The organism is Micromonospora sp. LZ37 (assembly GCF_059359015.1).
The window spans coordinates 17186-33336 of sequence record NZ_JCADBL010000006.1; the positions used below are offsets into that span (position 1 = coordinate 17186).

The following is a 16151-nucleotide window of genomic DNA, read 5'->3' on the forward strand; positions in this document are numbered from 1 at the left end:
TCGATCCGGGAAGTAGTGGCCTCGACGGCCGGTGGAGGGGACTGTTTCCTGGATCGAGCACGATCTCCGGAGCGGCCCTGCCCGGCCCGGGCCGGCGGCGGTCAGGCCGGCGGCGGTCAGGCCAGCGACCAGGCGATGCCGTCGAGGATGTCGTGTTCGGAGGCGACCACCGCGGGCATGGCGGCCCGCTCCATGATCACCCGGAGCACCAGGGCGCCCGCCCCGATCACGTCGGCCCGACCAGGGTGCATCACCGGGGTGGCCAGCCGCTGTTCGCGGGACTTGCCGAGCAGGTCGGCGGTCACCTCGGCCACCTGGTCGTACGAGATCCGGGCGTGGTGGATGCGCTCCGGGTCGTACTCCTTGAGGCCCTCGGCGAGCGCGACCACGGTGGTGACCGACCCGGCGAGCCCGACCAGCGTGGCGGCCTGCCGGCCCGGCACCGTCTCCAGCGCCCGGTCCACCGCCACGGCGATGTCGGCCTGCGCGGCGGCGACCTCGTCCAGGCCCGGCGGGTCGCCGTGCAGGTGCCGCTCGGTCATCCGGACGCAGCCGATGTCCATCGAGACGGCCGCCTCGACGCCACCCGCGCGGGTGCCGACCACGAACTCGGTCGAGCCGCCGCCGATGTCGACGACCAGGTACGGCTCCTTGGCGTCGGCGGGCAGCCCGCGCACCGCGCCGGTGAAGGAGAGGCGGGCCTCCTCGTCGCCGGTGACCACCTCGGGGGCGACCCCGAGGGTCTGCTCCACCATCGCCCGGAAGTCGGCGGCGTTGGAGGCGTCGCGCGAGGCCGAGGTGGCACACATCCGCACCCGCTCCGCGCCCAGCTTCTCGATCTCGGCGGCGTAGGACGCCAGCGCCACCCGGGTCCGCTCGATCGCCTCGGGGGCGAGCCGGCCGGTCCGGTCGACCCCCTGGCCGAGCCGGACGATCTCCATCCGCCGGGTCAGGTCGACCAGCGGCGCCTGCGCCCCCGCCGACGGGTCGGGCAGGTCGGCGACCAGCAGTCGGATGGAGTTGGTGCCGCAGTCGATGGCGGCCACGCGCGTCGTCACGGCAGCAACCCTACGGCAGCGCCCCGGTCGCGGGCGGGGGTAGCGACAGCCACGGAAGCGGACGAGCGGAGCGCTAGAGGCGCAGCAGCATCCGGGTGTTGCCGAGGGTGTTCGGCTTGACCCGCTCCAGGTCGAGGAACTCGGCGACACCCTCGTCGTACGAGCGGAGCAGCTGCTCGAAGACCGGCTGCGGCACCGGCGCCCCGTCGATCTCGGTGAAGCCGAACGAGCCGAAGAAGGCGGTCTCGAAGGTGAGCACGAAGATCCGCGCCACGCCCAGCTCCCGGGCCGCGTCGATCAGCTCACCGACGATCCGGTGACCGATCCGCCGGCCCCGGCACGCCGGGTCCACCGCCACGGTGCGGATCTCGGCCAGGTCCTCCCACATCACGTGCAGCGCCCCGCAGCCCACCACGGCGCCGTCGCCGGTCACCGCGACCCGGAACTCCTGGACGTCCTCGTACAGGGTGACGGTGGCCTTGCTGAGCAGCCGGCGGTCGTCGGTGTAGGTGTCGACCAGCCGCCGGATGCCCCGCACGTCCCCGGTGCGGGCCCGGCGCACCGTCACGTCGTCGGTCGACCGCGCGGTCACTCCGCCGCCGGCACGTTCACGCACGGCCCGGCCGCCCACCACTTCTCCACCAGGGCGAGCGTCTCGTCGCCGAACGGGTTGACCCCCGGCCCGGCGCCGAGCGCGTGCCCCAGGTGCACGTGCAGGCACTTGACCCGGCCCGGCATGCCGCCGGCGGAGATGCCGGCGATCTCCGGCACCTCGCCGATCGCCTCCCGGCGGGTGAGGTAGTCCTCGTGCGCGGCCCGGTACCGGGCGGCCAGCTCGGGATCCTCGGCGAGCCGGTCGGCCATCTCCTTCATCAGCCCCGCCGATTCCAGCCGGCTGCACGCCGCCGTCGCCCGGGGGCAGGTCAGGTAGAACAGCGTCGGGAACGGTGTGCCGTCGGCCAGCCGCGGCGTCGTCTCCACCACGTCGGGCAGCCCGCAGGGGCAGCGGTGGGCCACCGCGCGGGTGCCGCGCGGCGGGCGTCCGAGCTGCGCGGCCACCGCGGCCAGGTCGGCCTCGGTGGCCGGTTCCCGCTGCGGCAGGGGTACGGAATCCGCCGCCGGCTCCTGCGGTGGTACGACAGTCACGGTGCCCATCTCTCGTCCGGTGCTCAGGTGGTGCTCACTTGTCGGGGCGCTCGGCGTTGGCCGCGCGCACGCTCGACCACAGGGTGTCGTACCAGGGGTCGGGTGCCTTCGGCGGGGCCGGCGGCGCGCCCGCGCCCGCGTCCTTGGCGGCGCCCTCGGGGTCGGAGAGCACCACCAGCAGGGTCTCGCCCGGCTTGCCCATGAAGAACCGCTCCCGGGCCTGCGTCTCGATGTACGCCGGGTCCTCCCACTTGGCCGCCTTGGCGGAGAGTTCGTCGATCAGCTTGCGCTGGTCGGCCTGGGCGGTCTCCATCCGCTCGATGTCGACCTGCTGGTCCAGGTAGACCCGGACCGGATAGGTGTAGGCCAGGGCGAGCGCGATCAGCACCGCGAAGAGCACGGTGGCGCGCCCGGTGAAGCGTCGGGGGTGGGGTGCGGTGAGCCGCCTGATGGTGCCGCCGGCCGCCGTGCGGCGGGCCGCGGCGGGACGGCTGCCGGACCGTACCCCGTCGGCGCCCCGCGCCCGGACGGCGCCGGCGCGCGCCTCAGCGCGGACCCCGCCGTCGCGGGCCGACGCCCGGGCGCCGCGGGCCCCGCCCGGCCGACCGGTCGGCCGACGGGCGGGACGCTGACCACCCGGTGTGCGGCGCTGCTGCATCGTCACACCCCTCCCCCGAGGCTTCGTGTGTCAGGCCGAACGGTAGCGCGGGAAGGCGCCCGCGCCGGCATACCGCGCCGCGTCGGCCAGCTCCTCCTCGATGCGCAGGAGCTGGTTGTACTTCGCGACCCGGTCGGAGCGGGCCGGGGCGCCGGTCTTGATCTGGCCGCAGCCGGTGGCGACGGCCAGGTCGGCGATGGTGGTGTCCTCGGTCTCGCCGGAGCGGTGGCTCATCATGCACTTGAAGCCGGCCCGGTGGGCCAGGTCCACCGCGTCGAGGGTCTCGGTCAGCGAACCGATCTGGTTGACCTTGACCAGCACCGCGTTGGCGGCCTTCTCGGTGATGCCGCGGGCGATCCGCTGCGGGTTGGTGACGAACAGGTCGTCGCCGACGATCTGGATCCGGTCACCGAGGGCCGCGGTGAGGGTGGCCCAGCCGCTCCAGTCGTCCTCCGACAGCGGGTCCTCGATGGAGACGATCGGGTAGTCGCCGACGAGCTTGGTGTAGTAGTTGCTCATCTCCTCGGCGGACTTGGCGCTGCCCTCGAAGGTGTAGGTGCCGTTGTCGAAGAACTCGGTCGCGGCCACGTCGAGGGCGAAGACGATGTCGGTGCCGAGCCGGTAGCCGGCCTTCTCCACCGCCTCGGCGATCAGGTCCAGCGCGGCGGCGTTGCTCGGCAGGTTCGGGGCGAAGCCGCCCTCGTCACCCAGGCCGGTCGAGAGGTCCTTCTTCTTCAGCACCGACTTGAGCGCGTGGTAGACCTCGGCGCCGGAGCGGAGCGCCTCGCGGAAGCTGGGCGCGCCGATCGGCGCGATCATGAACTCCTGGACGTCGACGTTGGAGTCGGCGTGTGCCCCACCGTTGAGGATGTTCATCATCGGCACCGGCAGCAGGTGCGCGTTCGGGCCACCCAGGTAGCGGAAGAGGCTCAGCTCGGCGCTGCCCGCGGCGGCCTTGGCGATCGCCAGCGAGACACCGAGGATGGCGTTGGCGCCCAGCTCGGCCTTGTTGTCGGTGCCGTCGAGGTCCAGCATCTTCTGGTCGATCAGCCGCTGCTCACTGGCCTCGTAGCCGATGAGCTGGTCGACGATCTTGTCCTCGATGTTGGTGACCGCGTTCTCGACGCCCTTGCCCTGGTAGCGGTCGGAGTCGCCGTCGCGCAGCTCGATCGCCTCGAAGGCGCCGGTGGAGGCGCCGGAGGGCACCGCGGCGCGGGCGATCGTGCCGTCGTCGAGCCCGACCTCGACCTCGACCGTCGGGTTGCCCCGCGAGTCGAGAATCTCCCGGGCGACGATTCCCTCGATGGTTGCCACTGATGTCGCTCCTCGTTCGTGTGTGCGAATCCGGTATGGGCCGCGACGGTGCGGCTGGGGCAGGTGTTGAACGCAGCGTATCGGGCGGCGCCCGGTCGCACGTCTCCACCCGGCCGGAGTCCCGGACCGGAGCCGGACCCGGACCATTCACCCGACGTCGGGTGACACGGGTCATTCCCGGATTCTCGGGCGTCAACCGGCAACCGGTTTGCGCCCGGTGGACACGATCCACCACGCTGGTCGCCATGCCCGCCGTCTCGACCACCCTCCGCGTGCTCGCCGTGTCGGTCATCGCGTCGCTCACCGTCACCGGCTGTCAGACCCTCGACGACACCGGACGGGCCCTCGGCCGGTCCGACCTGGTGAACGACCTCGCCGCCCGGATGGACCGGGCGCTGACCGAGACCTGGTCCGCCGAGTACCAGCTCCCCGGCGGTCGCACCGCCACCATCGCCCAGACGCAGAAACCGCTCCGATCGTCGTACACCTGGCCGGACGGCAAGATCACCGCCACCCAGGATTCGCTCACCCGGTGCGAGACCACCGGTGGGCGTACCGCGTGCACGGTGCTGCCCCCGGTGGCGACCACCGGCCGGCCGTCGGTGGTCGTCTACCCCGAGGCGGAGAAGCGCGGACTGGTCACCCCGCCGGCCGTGATCCGGCTGCTGACCGACGCCGCCCTCGACCCGCAGGCGGTCATCAACCAGAGCGACACCACGGTGGCCGGCCACCACGCCACCTGCGTCGACGTCCGGCGCTCGACCGGCGACTTCAGCGCCTGCGTCACCACCGAAGGGGTGCTCGGCAACTTCACCGGCGAGCTCGGCGGCACGCCGACGGAGCTGGCCCTGCGCCGCTACACCGACACCGTCGGCGCCGCCGCCTTCGACGTGCCGTCCGGCGCCGGCGTGGTCGACCGCCGCCCGACCACCTCGTGACCGGCTTCCCGGCCGGGCCCACGGGGTCGGGCGCTCCCGACCGCGCCGGATTCCTGCCGGGGGCGGACGCCGCCACCCCGCCGGCCCCGGGCGACCTGGCCCTGCCGGTCGCCGGCCGCCGGGTGCTGACCGGCCCCGACGGGCGGTTTTCCCGGATCGGCGAGCTGCCCGCGGTCACCGACTGGGTGCCGGTCGGCACCCTGGACGGCGAGCCGGCCTGGGCGGCCGACCTGGACGAGGCCGACGCCGAGCGGCTGCCCGGCCGCTGGCGGAGCTGGCCGGCGCTCGCCGCCGAGCTGCCCGAACCGCTGGCCACCCTGGCCGGGCGGGCGCTGGGCGTGGTCACCTGGCGGCGTACCCACCGGTGGTGCGGCGCGTGCCGGGCCGAGCTGGCCGACGTGCCGGGCGAGACGGCCCGCCGCTGCCCCGGCTGCGACCTCTACCTGCCGATGCGGCTCTCCGCCGCCGTGCTGGTGGCGATCACCCGACCCGGTCCCGCCGGCCGTCCCGACGAGCTGCTCCTGGTCCGCCACTCGTACGGCCCGACCGAGCTGTGGGCGCTGGTCGCCGGGTTCGTGGAGGCGGGCGAGACGCTGGAGGCGGCCGTGCACCGCGAGGTCGGCGAGGAGGTCGGGTTGGCGCTCGACCGGGTGGCCTACTTCGGCAGCCAGCCGTGGGCGATGTCCGGGCCGGCGACGCTGCTGACCGGGTTCGCCGCCACCGCCGCCGACCCGTCGGCGGAGCCGGTGGTGGACGGGCGGGAGCTGGCGCAGGCGCGCTGGTTCCCGGTGGACGCGCTGCCGGCGGAGCTGCCGCCGGCGTACTCGATCTCCCGCTGGCTGATCGACGCGACGGCGACCGCCGGACGGCGCTGAGACCCGCCTCAGATGCCCAGCAGGGTGCGCAGGTGGCGCGGGGGCGGGCAGTCGTGCGCGAGCATCGCGTCGTGCCACTCGCGGACCGACACCCCGTCCGGGCGGGACGCGGCGATGTCGGCCATCTCGCTGTAGCCGACGAAGTAGGTCGAGAGCTGGGTGGAGGTGAGCAGCGCCCGCCGCCACTTGCCGGCCGCCTCGCCCTCCTCCTGGAATCCGCGTTCGGTCATCAACGCCATCGCCTCGGACTCGGACAGCTCCTCGCAGTGCACCAGCTGGTCGAGCAGCGCGTTGATGGTCATCCGTAGCTGCATCTTGAGCTGCTGGAGCCGCACCGGCAGGCCACCGAAGCCGAGGCCGGCCATCAGCTCCTCGGTGTAGACCGCCCAGCCCTCGACGAAGACGCCGGACTCGGTCAGCGCGCGGACCCGGGTGGGGCCGGCGTACCGGCGGGCGTGGGCGAGTTGAAGGAAGTGACCGGGCATCGCCTCGTGCACGGTCAGGTTGCGGATCATGTGGTCGTTGTATTCCCGGTAGAACGACTCGACGCGGTGCGCGGGCCAGTCCGCCGGGGTGGGCGCGATGCAGTAGAAGGTGGGCAGCGGGGCCGCCTCCAGCGGGCCGGGCGAGTCGCAGTAGGCGACGGCCACGCCCCGGGCGAACTCCGGCATCTCCTGGATCACGCACGGGTCGTCGACGAGGCTGACCAGGTCGTGGGCGCGGACGAAGTCGCTCGCCTCGTCGAGGGTGACCGAGGCGAGATCGACGATGGTGTGGTCGTCCGGATGCTCGGCGGCGAGCAGGTCCAGCGCCCGGCGTACCGTCGCGTCGTCGGCCGGGCCACCGACCAGCTCGACGGCGGCCGCCCGGATCTCCTCGGTGACCCGGTCCAGGTTGGCCCAGGCGCGGCGCTGCACCTCGGCGGCGCCCAGTTCGGTGTCGAGGGTGTGCCAGAGCCGCGCCTCCCAGCGGCGGCGGCCCAGCCGGGGGTCCCGCCCTGGTGCGGCGTCGGCGGCCAGGCCGATCCGCAGCCAGGCGACGAACTCCTCGATCGCGGCGATCGCCTCGGCGGCGGCCGGGGCCACCCGGTCGTGCAGCGCGGGCGCCTCGGCGAGCAGGACCGGCACCTCGTCGCGGATCAGCGCTGCCGTGCCGGTGAACTGTCCCACCGCCGTCTCGGCGTGGATCCGCGGCATGTCGCGCAGCGTCGCGCGCGCGGTCGCCAGGGCGTCGGGTACGGCCGACAGTCGCCCGGCGAGGCTGGCCAGGCGCACGTCCGCCGGGGCGAACGGGCGGGCGAAAAGGGCGTGCAGCTGTGGCCCGGGGTTGTGCCGCAGCGGGTCCCACTCGTGGGCCCGGATCTCGGTCAGCTCGAACAACTCCCGGTCGACCAGGGCGCTGAGCAGGGCGTGGTCGACCTGCTCCTCCACCTCGAGCGAGTCCGGGTCGAGTCCGGAGAGCGCGTCGGCGGCCTCCTTGAGCATCCCCTGGTCGGCCGCGACCGCGTCCGCGGACAGGTCCCGCAGCCGGTCGTCGTACCGGTGGTCACCGGCGGAGGTCGCCATCCCCGGCCGACTCTCCAGCACGGCCTCGACGATCCGCTCAGCCAGCGGCACGAACTCTTCCATGCCCCGACCCTACCGATCGCCACCCGCCACCGCGCCCGGAGCGTTGATCATGAGTGGACCGCGTTTCCGGGCTTCCGTCAGCTCTCCGCAGGGCGTTCGGCGGCGCGGACGGCGTCGGCGTAGGCGAGGGCGGCGCGGCGCAGCGCCGCCTCCGGGTCGATGCCCGCCTCCCGAGCCGCCGCCACGGCGCCGAGCAGGCTGGCGCCGAGCCGGGCCTCCGGGTCGACCTGGGTGTCGGCCAGCGGAGGCGGCACCGCGAGACCGATCCGGCCGGCCCGGTCGAGGATCTTCGCGGCCAGGGCGAGGGCCGGCTGGCTCAGCGCGATGCCGTCCAGCACCGAGGCGCGGGCCTTCTCGGCCCGCTTGATCCGCTCCCAGCTGGCCTCGATCTCCTCGAGACTGCCCGCCTGCTCGCCGGCGAAGACGTGCGGATTACGGCGGACCATCTTGTCGACCAGCACCCCGGCCACGTCGTCGACGTTCCACCGTTCGTCCTCGGGCAGCTCCTCGGCGAGCCGGGCGTGCAGCAACACCTGGAGCAGCACGTCACCCAGCTCCTCGCGGAGCGCGTCGGTGTCGTCGGCGCTGATCGCGTCGTACGCCTCGTAGCACTCCTCCAGCAGGAAACCCGCCAGGCTGCGGTGGGTCTGCGCCCGCTTCCACGGGTCCCCGCCCGGCGAGGCCAGCCGGTCCATCACCTCGACCGCGTCGAGCAGCCGGGCCCCCGGCGGATCCCAGGAGCCGTACATCAGCTCCAGCTCGGCGAGCCCCGGCTGCCGGGCCAGCCGCAGGCCCAGCTCCCGGGCCAGCGTCTCGTCGCCGGCCGGGCCGGCCAGCCAGACCGCCGAGCCGTGCGCGGCCACCGCGTCGAGCAACGCCTGCGTGGCCCCGCCCTCGACCACGCTCACCTCGACGCCCGCCGCCCGCACGGCGGCGGTCAGCCCGCTCTCCGCGCCGGCCAGCACCGGCGCGGCGCGTACGACGTCCCACGCGGCGGCGGTCAGCAGCCCCGCCGGCAGGCGGGGCGACGTGACCAGCAGGACGATCCGCGCGGTCAGGGCTGCACCGGGGCGGTCGGCTCGGCCGGGGTGGCGGCCGGCTCCGGGGTGGAGATGTCGGTGACCGGGCCGGTCGACTCGACGTACGGCAGGGCGTAGAAGATGACCTCCTGGCCCTTGTTCACCCAGGACGGGACGCCCAGCCGGTCGTAGCGCGGGTTGACGGTGAGGTCGACCTCCTCGGCCTCCGCCTGAAGGGCGACGCTGATCGCCGTGCCGGCCCGGACGAAGTCGGCCTGCCCGAACAGCCGGCGCACCTCCTGGACGGAGGCGTTGGGCTGGATCTCGCCGGTCCGCTCGATGGCGCGGTAGACCTTCATCAGCGACTCGTCGCTCAGCTCGGCCGGCGGCAGCTTCTGACCCAGGGCCAGGGACAGGTCTGCCCACTCGCCCCAGAGCTGGGCGTACTCGGCCTGCGGCGGCATCTTCAACGCCTCGGCGAGCTGCTCCGGGGTGATCTGGTCGGAGACCTGGATGCCCTGCTCGGCCGCGATCCGCTTGCCCAGTTCGATGCTGACCAGCAGATCCACCACGTCCTGCCGGGTCACCGCCGCGCGGAGCCGCTCCGGCTCCGGGGTGGCGCCGGCCTGGGCCGCGCCCTGGCGCATCACCTCCGCGTACCTCGCCTGGGCGTCGTCGTAGACCGCGTCCACCCGGTCCAGGGAGTAGGTGCGGTCACCGACGTACGCGGCCACGTCCGGCGAGGACTTGCCGCAGGCGGCGAGGGAGAGGACACCGAGAGCCGCGACGCTGGCGGCGGCGATGAGACGGCGTGCACGCATGCCGGTCACTCTCTCATGCCCCAGCCGGTGGTGTGACGCCGCCCACCACGGGCGCACCGGGCTCACGAACGCGCCCCGGCCAGCGCGGCCGGCTCGCCCAGCACATCGCTGAGGAGCTGTCCGCACCACTCCAGCAGCGCCTGGTCGCGCAGCGGCTCGCCACCGACGCGGCGGGTGCTCGGCCGGGGCACGCTGACCTGGTCGAGCGCGGACTTGTAGACCGAGTCCGGGTGGTACCGCTTGAGCCGCAGCTGCTTCGAGTCGGGCAGCGGCAGCGGGCCGAACCGGATGTGCTTGCCCTGCATGGAGACGTCGGTCAGGCCGTACCGGCGGGCCAGCAGGCGGAAGCGGGCCACCGCGACCAGGTTCTGCACCGGGGCCGGCGGCTCGCCGTACCGGTCGGTCATCTCGGCGACCACCTCGCCCAGGCGCTCGGCGTCCCGGGCCTCGGCGAGCTTGCGGTACATCTCCAGACGCAGCCGCTCCACACCGACGTAGTCGATGGGCAGGTGCGCGTCGATCGGCAGGTCGATCTTGACGTCGACCTCCTCCTCGGTGCGCTCGCCCTTGAACGCCGACACCGCCTCGCCGACCATCCGGACGTACAGGTCGAAGCCGACGCCCTCGATGTGCCCGGACTGCTCGCCGCCGAGCAGGTTGCCGGCGCCCCGGATCTCCAGGTCCTTCATCGCCACGTACATGCCGGCGCCCAGCTCGGTGTGCTGGGCGATGGTGGCCAGCCGCTCGTGGGCGTGCTCGGTGAGCGGCTTCTCCGGCGGGTAGAGGAAGTACGCGTACGCCCGCTCCCGGCCCCGGCCGACCCGACCGCGGATCTGGTGCAGCTGGGCCAGGCCGAGCAGGTCGGCCCGCTCCACAATCAGCGTGTTGGCGTTCGGGATGTCGATGCCGGACTCCACGATCGTGGTGCAGACCAGCACGTCGAACTCCTTCTCCCAGAAGCCGACCATCACCTTCTCCAGGGCCTCCTCGCCCATCTGGCCGTGCGCCACCGCCACCCGCGCCTCGGGCACCAGCTCCCGGATCCGGCGGGCCGCGCGGTCGATCGACTCGACCCGGTTGTGCAGGTAGAAGACCTGCCCGTCACGGAGCAGCTCGCGGTGGATGGAGGCGGCCACCTGCCGGTCGTCGTACGCCCCGACGAAGGTGAGCACCGGGTGCCGCTCCTCCGGCGGGGTGGCGATGGTCGACATCTCGCGGATCCCGGTGATCGCCATCTCCAGGGTCCGCGGGATCGGGGTGGCCGACATGCTCAGCACGTCGACCGAGGCCCGCAGGCTCTTCAGGTGCTCCTTGTGCTCGACGCCGAAGCGCTGCTCCTCGTCGACGATGACCAGGCCGAGCTGCTTGAACCGGGTGGCCGTCTGGAGCAGCCGGTGGGTGCCGATGACGATGTCCACCGTCCCGTCGGCCACCATCTCCAGGGTCCGCTCGGACTCCTTCGGCGTCTGGAACCGGGAGAGCTGCCGGATCTGCACCGGGAACTGGCTCATCCGCTCGGCGAAGGTGTTGTAGTGCTGCTGCACCAGCAGCGTGGTCGGCACCAGCACCGCCACCTGCTTGCCGTCCTGCACCGCCTTGAACGCCGCCCGGACCGCGATCTCGGTCTTGCCGTAGCCGACGTCGCCGCAGATCAGCCGGTCCATCGGCACCGTCTGCTCCATGTCCCGCTTGACCTCTTCGATCGCGGCGAGCTGGTCCGGCGTCTCCTGCCAGGGGAAGGCGTCCTCCAGCTCCCGCTGCCACGGGGTGTCCGGGCCGAACGAGTGCCCCTTGGACGCCTTGCGGGCGGCGTAGAGCTGGATCAGCTGCGCGGCGATCTCCTTGACCGCCTTGCGGGCCCGGGCCTTCGACTTCTGCCAGTCCGAGCCGCCCATCTTGTGCAGGGTCGGCTGCTCGCCACCGACGTAGCGGGAGAGCTGGTCGAGCTGGTCGGTGGGGACGAAGAGCCGGTCGCCGGGCTGGCCGCGCTTGCTCGCGGCGTACTCGATGACCAGGTACTCCCGGCTGGCGCCGTTGACGGTGCGCTGCACCAGCTCGATGTAGCGGCCGATGCCGTGCTGCTCGTGCACCACGTGGTCGCCGGCCTTGAGCTCCAGCGGGTCGATGGTGTTGCGCCGCCGGCTCGGCATCTTGCGCATGTCCCGGGTCGAGGTGCCCCGACCGCCGGTCACGTCGTTGCCGGTGAGCAGCACGAACCGGGACGCCTCGTCGACGAAACCGGCGGTGAGGCAGCCGCAGCTGACCAGCACCTCGCCGGGGACGGGCGCGGCCGGGACCTCCTCGGTGAGCCGGGCGCCGAGGCCGGCGTCGCGGAGCACCTCCACCGCCCGCTGGGCGGGGCCGTGGCCCTCGAAGACCAGCGCGATCGACCAGCCCTCGCCGGCCCAGCGCTTCAGGTCGTCGACCACCCGCGTGGTCTCGCCGTGGTAGAGCGGGGCGGGCTGCGCGGCCAGGGTCACCGCGATCGCGTCGTCGGGGGTGACGTCGACCTCGGTGGGCGCGTCCTCCCAGGGCTGCCGGGCCGGGGCCGCGTCCGCCTCGACCAGGCCGAACGGGGCCAGCGTCCACCAGGGCTGGCGCAGGGCGCGGGCGCGGGCGCGTACGTCGGCCAGGGTCTTGAAGGCGGCGGCGCCGAGGTCGACCGGGGCCTGGCCGCCGACGGCGGCCGCGGCCCAGCTGGCCTGGAGGAACTCCTCGGAGGTACGGACCAGGTCGTGCGCCCGGGTGCGGATCCGCTCCGGGTCGCAGAGCAGTACGTGGGTGCCGGCCGGCATGGTGTCCAGCAGCAGCTCCAGGCTCTCGTCGCCGAGCAGCGCCGGCACCAGCGACTCCATCCCCTCCACCGGGATGCCCTCGGCCAGCTTGTCCAGGATCTCGGCCAGCTCCGGGTGCTCCTGCGCCAGCGCGGCGGCCCGCCCGCGCACCGCCGGGGTGAGCAGCAGCTCCCGGCACGGCGGCGCCCACAGCTGCGGCACCGGCTCGATGGTCCGCTGGTCGGCCACGGCGAAGGTGCGGATCTCCTCCACCTCGTCGCCCCAGAACTCGACCCGGGACGGGTGCTCGTCGGTGGGCGGGAAGACGTCCAGGATGCCGCCGCGCACCGCGAACTCGCCCCGCTTGGTGACCAGGTCGACCCGGGCGTACGCCATGTCGGTGAGCCGGCGGGCCACCTCCTCCAGGTCGGCCTCCTCACCGGCGCCCAGCTGCACCGGCTCCAGGTCGCCCAGCCCCTTGAGCTGCGGTTGCAGCAGCGACCGGACCGGCGCGACGACGACCCGCAGCGGGCCGGTGCGGCCGTGCGCGTCGGCCGAGTCCGGGTGCGCCAGCCGGCGCAGCACGGCCAGCCGCCGGCCCACGGTGTCGGAGCGGGGCGAGAGCCGTTCGTGCGGCAGCGTCTCCCAGGACGGGAAGACCGCCACCTGCTCCGGCGGGAGCAGGCTGCCCAGCGCCGAGGCCAGGTCGTCGGCCTCGCGGGTGGTGGCCGTCACAGCCAGCACGGGCCGGCCCGCGCCGCCGGTCGCTTCGTCGGCGGCGACGGCGGCGACCGCGAACGGGCGCAGCGCCGCCGGGGCGGTCAGGTCGAGGCCGTCCACCTGGGCGGCACCGGAGCGCGCCAGGTCACGCGCCCGGGCGAGCCCGGGATCGGCCAGGGCGGCGGAGAACAGTCCGGTGAGCATGCGTGATCACTTCCCGCTGGTGGCACGACGATCACCCCGCGTCCAGGGCTGGACGGGGGGTTTGTGACTCGACACTATCTCTCCTGGGAACGATCGGTCGCCGTGCCGGCGACGTGAGCCTGGGGAGAACGATGCCCGCTGAGGGAGTCGGCAGTGACCCGCGTCGCACGACCACCCCGGCGCGGTGGCGGGTGCTGGGCCACCCGGACGGGATGCTGATCTACCAGGTGCGCTGCATCGTGGAGGACCACGGCTGGACGCAGCCCGTGGCGGAGGACAAGCACAAGATCCTCCTGGGCCGCTCCGGGGCGTACCGGCGCTGGCTGAACGGCCGCACGGGCGTCTCCGACGCCACCTCGGTGCTGCTCACCCGACCCGGCGACGAGATGGCGGTGGCGCACCCGTACGGCTGCGGTGACTCGTACACCTGCCTGGAGATCGACCCCGAGGTGCTGGCGGAGCGACCGGACGCGGCCCGCTGGATGGACCGGGCCGGCTGGTCGGGCACCTCCGACCCGGCGCTGGACCTGGCGCACCGGCTGCTGGTGGCCGAGTGCCGGCGCGGGCTGGACGGGTTCGAGATGGCCGAGCGGCTGCACCGGTTCCTGGCCCGGCTGCTGCCGTACAGCACCGCCGGTGCGGAGGACGCGGGCGCGGAGGTGGAGCGGGCCGTCCGGCGGCGGCCGGCCACGCTGGCCGCCCACCGGCGGCTGGCGGACCGGGCCCGCGAGGTGCTCGCCAACTCCGGCTTCACGCTCGGCCTCGACGAGGTGGCCCGGGAGGTCGGCAGCTCGCCGCACCACCTCAGCCGGGTGTTCCAGCGGATGACCGGCAGCAGCCTCACCGCGTACCGGAACCGGCTGCGGGTGCGGGCGGTGCTGGACACCCTCGCCGAGGCGGACGGCCCGCCGCTGGGCGCGCTGGCCACCGAGTACGGCTTCGCCGACCAGGCCCACCTGACCCGGGTGGTCCGCGAGCAGGTGGGTCACCCACCCGCGCGGCTGCGCCAACTGCTCACCCCGACCGATCCGGCCTGACCCCCCGCGAGCGCGGTCGCGGCGGCGCCGGCGCGACGAGCGACCGGCGGAGGTGCCGCACGGGGGGCGTGCGGCACCTCCGGGTGGCCCGGCTGGGGGACGGGCCGCCGCAGGCCCGGCGGGTGGGGCGTCGGACCTCCCCGAAAAGGTCCGCGTGCCCCGCTTCGACCGCCGTCCCGTGGCGGCCCCTCCGGGCTGACGTGTTCCATCCTCCGGCGGACCACCCCGGGAGGTCTTGAAGAAAATTGCTCGGATTCGCGGCCGGGGCGGCGGGGCGGGACAGATACCTCGCCGGCACCCCGCTGGACCGCCTCGCCGACCTGCCCGGCGTGCTGGTCCGGGTACCGGCCGGGACGCGCGCGGTGGACCGGCCGCTGCTGGCGCCGTACGACGTCACCGGTCGCGCCGTGCTGCTGCACACCGGCTGGTCCGCGCACTTCGGCACCGACCGGTACGGCGCACCCGAGGCGCCCCACCTCACCGGGGACGGCGCCCGGGCGCTGGTGGAGGCCGGCGCCGCCCTGGTCGGCATCGACTCGGTCAACATCGACGACATGAGCCCGGCGGCCCGGGGCGAGCGGCCCGCGCACTCCGCCCTGCTCGCCGCCGGCGTCCCGGTCGTGGAGCACCTGACCGGCCTGGACGCCCTGCCGCCGGAGGGTTTCCGGTTCACGGCCCCGCATCCCCCGGCGTACCCGGGCCGGTCGGTGCCGCCCCGGGTCAAGGTCCACTCCAGTTACGCGATGTGGCGGTATCCGAGACGACCGAACACCGCAATGTCGCGTAACTGGAGTGGATGTTGCGGCTTCGCGGCGCATGCTCGTCAATAACGCACCGAGATCCGGCGCTCGACGCCGTCCACCCGGATCTCGCCGCCGTACGGGATGATCAGCTGCGGGTCGGTGTGGCCGAGGTCGACGTCGAAGACCACCACCGCGTCCGGCTGGTAGGGCGCGAGCGCCCGGGTGATCGCCGCCCGCTGCGCCTCGCCCCACGACAGCCGCTCCGGCACCGACAGCGGCCGGTCGAAGTCCCACGCCTTGGGTCGGCCGACGACGATCGCCGGGAAGGCGGCGAGCAGGCCCCGCTCCCCCATGTCGCGCACGATGCGGAACACCTCCCGCGCCGTGGGCAGTTCGTTGGAGGTCTCGATGACCAGCACCGACCCGGCCAGCTCGGCGGCGGAGGGGACCCGGTCGGTGGCCATCAGCCAGTGCAGGATCTCCAGGCAGCCGCCCCAGGTGCGCCCCCGCACGACGCGGGACGGCCCCTGCCACCGCCAGCCGTCGCCGGGGAGCATCTCCGGTTCGCGCGCCAGCGACGCCGGGTCGCGCCAGTCCCCCGGCTCGTCGCCCCACTCCGGGGCCGGGATCAGCTCGTACCAGCCGGAGGTGAAGAGGGCGGCCCGCAGCGAGTCGAAAGTCAGCGGGTGCGGCTTGCCGGGCCGGCCGAGGTGCACCAGCACCGACCCGCCGTGGTACGCCACGATCCCCAGCCGGTACAGGTGGTTGAGGACGTTGGTGTTGTCCGAGTAGCCGAAGTACGGCTTCGGGTTGGCCCGCAGCACGTCGTCGTCGAGATACGGGGTGACGGTGATCAGGTCGTCGCCGCCCACCGTGGCGAGCACCGCGGTGATCGTCGGGTCGGCGAAGGCCGAGGTGAGGTCCCGGGCCCGCTCCCGTGGACCGGCTCCGGTCGCCCGGGTGGTCGGGTACTCCACCGGCTCCAGGCCGAACTCCTCACGCAGCCGGCGCAGGCCCAGCTCGTACACGTGGGGAAAGAGACCCGGCAGGCCGGCGGAGGGTGAGACGACCGCGACCCGGTCCCCCGGCTCGGGCTTGGCGGGATAGCTCGGCGACGTCATGGTGGGACGCTAGCCGCCGCGACCAAGGGAATTTTCGGCCGGCCTCGCCGAGGTGGCCGTTCTGGCGGTGGTGATCACAGGGGGTCCTCCTTACA

Annotated in this window: 14 protein-coding genes; 4 read left to right on the forward strand and 10 right to left on the reverse strand. The window is 73.9% G+C overall.

What is annotated here, in order from left to right:
• Window positions 1–116: 116 nt before the first annotated feature.
• From AC5L3Z_RS14325 to eno, 5 genes are all read right to left on the reverse strand, one after another.
• On the reverse strand, window positions 117–1046 hold the full coding sequence (locus AC5L3Z_RS14325; protein WP_494842705.1) for a Ppx/GppA phosphatase family protein: 930 nt from the start codon (window positions 1044–1046) through the stop codon (window positions 117–119).
• 85 nt (window positions 1047–1131) lie between these two features.
• Window positions 1132–1650, reverse strand: a complete 519-nt coding sequence (locus AC5L3Z_RS14330) for an amino-acid N-acetyltransferase (protein WP_494842231.1) — start codon at window positions 1648–1650, stop codon at window positions 1132–1134.
• Window positions 1647–2204 carry a DUF501 domain-containing protein gene (locus AC5L3Z_RS14335; protein WP_494842233.1) on the reverse strand — a complete coding sequence of 186 codons (558 nt, stop codon included), beginning with the start codon at window positions 2202–2204 and terminating at the stop codon, window positions 1647–1649. Before AC5L3Z_RS14335 ends, AC5L3Z_RS14330 begins: the two co-directional genes overlap by 4 nt.
• 34 nt (window positions 2205–2238) lie before the next feature.
• Window positions 2239–2862: an FtsB family cell division protein gene (locus tag AC5L3Z_RS14340; RefSeq protein WP_494842235.1), complete on the reverse strand. Its 624-nt coding sequence runs from the start codon at window positions 2860–2862 to the stop codon at window positions 2239–2241.
• A gap of 30 nt (window positions 2863–2892) precedes the next feature.
• On the reverse strand, window positions 2893–4176 hold the full coding sequence (gene eno / locus AC5L3Z_RS14345) for a phosphopyruvate hydratase (RefSeq protein WP_494842237.1): 1284 nt from the start codon (window positions 4174–4176) through the stop codon (window positions 2893–2895).
• 245 nt (window positions 4177–4421) lie between these two features.
• On the opposite strand from eno, the gene AC5L3Z_RS14350 reads away from it, so the two are divergent.
• Both AC5L3Z_RS14350 and nudC read left to right on the forward strand, forming a co-directional pair.
• Complete coding sequence (locus AC5L3Z_RS14350; protein ID WP_494842238.1) at window positions 4422–5114, forward strand: hypothetical protein; 693 nt, start codon at window positions 4422–4424, stop codon at window positions 5112–5114.
• Window positions 5111–5989, forward strand: coding sequence for an NAD(+) diphosphatase (nudC, locus tag AC5L3Z_RS14355; RefSeq protein ID WP_494842239.1), 879 nt, complete (start codon window positions 5111–5113; stop codon window positions 5987–5989). The genes AC5L3Z_RS14350 and nudC overlap by 4 nt, the downstream gene beginning before the upstream one ends.
• 8 nt (window positions 5990–5997) lie before the next feature.
• Here nudC and AC5L3Z_RS14360 read toward each other — a convergent pair whose 3' ends face one another.
• The 4 genes from AC5L3Z_RS14360 to mfd form a co-directional block, all read right to left on the reverse strand.
• The gene (locus tag AC5L3Z_RS14360) at window positions 5998–7617 is read right to left on the reverse strand and encodes a DUF885 domain-containing protein (RefSeq protein WP_494842240.1); all 1620 of its coding nucleotides are present in this window, start codon (window positions 7615–7617) and stop codon (window positions 5998–6000) included.
• Between the two features lie 77 nt (window positions 7618–7694).
• Window positions 7695–8675 (reverse strand): nucleoside triphosphate pyrophosphohydrolase, encoded by a 981-nt coding sequence (locus AC5L3Z_RS14365; protein WP_494842707.1) that lies wholly within the window; start codon window positions 8673–8675, stop codon window positions 7695–7697.
• On the reverse strand, window positions 8672–9457 hold the full coding sequence (locus tag AC5L3Z_RS14370) for a SurA N-terminal domain-containing protein (protein ID WP_494842241.1): 786 nt from the start codon (window positions 9455–9457) through the stop codon (window positions 8672–8674). The genes AC5L3Z_RS14365 and AC5L3Z_RS14370 overlap by 4 nt, the downstream gene beginning before the upstream one ends.
• A 62-nt stretch (window positions 9458–9519) precedes the next feature.
• Complete coding sequence (mfd, locus tag AC5L3Z_RS14375; RefSeq protein ID WP_494842243.1) at window positions 9520–13155, reverse strand: transcription-repair coupling factor; 3636 nt, start codon at window positions 13153–13155, stop codon at window positions 9520–9522.
• Window positions 13156–13286: 131 nt separating this feature from the next.
• On the opposite strand from mfd, the gene AC5L3Z_RS14380 reads away from it, so the two are divergent.
• Together AC5L3Z_RS14380 and AC5L3Z_RS14385 are read left to right on the forward strand one after the other, a co-directional pair.
• Complete coding sequence (locus AC5L3Z_RS14380; RefSeq protein ID WP_494842244.1) at window positions 13287–14192, forward strand: helix-turn-helix domain-containing protein; 906 nt, start codon at window positions 13287–13289, stop codon at window positions 14190–14192.
• A gap of 245 nt (window positions 14193–14437) precedes the next feature.
• Window positions 14438–15022 carry a cyclase family protein gene (locus AC5L3Z_RS14385; RefSeq protein ID WP_494842245.1) on the forward strand — a complete coding sequence of 195 codons (585 nt, stop codon included), beginning with the start codon at window positions 14438–14440 and terminating at the stop codon, window positions 15020–15022.
• On the opposite strand, the gene AC5L3Z_RS14390 is transcribed toward AC5L3Z_RS14385, so the two are convergent.
• Window positions 15016–16056 carry a S66 family peptidase gene (locus AC5L3Z_RS14390; protein WP_494842246.1) on the reverse strand — a complete coding sequence of 347 codons (1041 nt, stop codon included), beginning with the start codon at window positions 16054–16056 and terminating at the stop codon, window positions 15016–15018. The two genes, AC5L3Z_RS14385 and AC5L3Z_RS14390, sit on opposite strands and share 7 nt — an antisense overlap.
• Window positions 16057–16151: the final 95 nt, after the last annotated feature.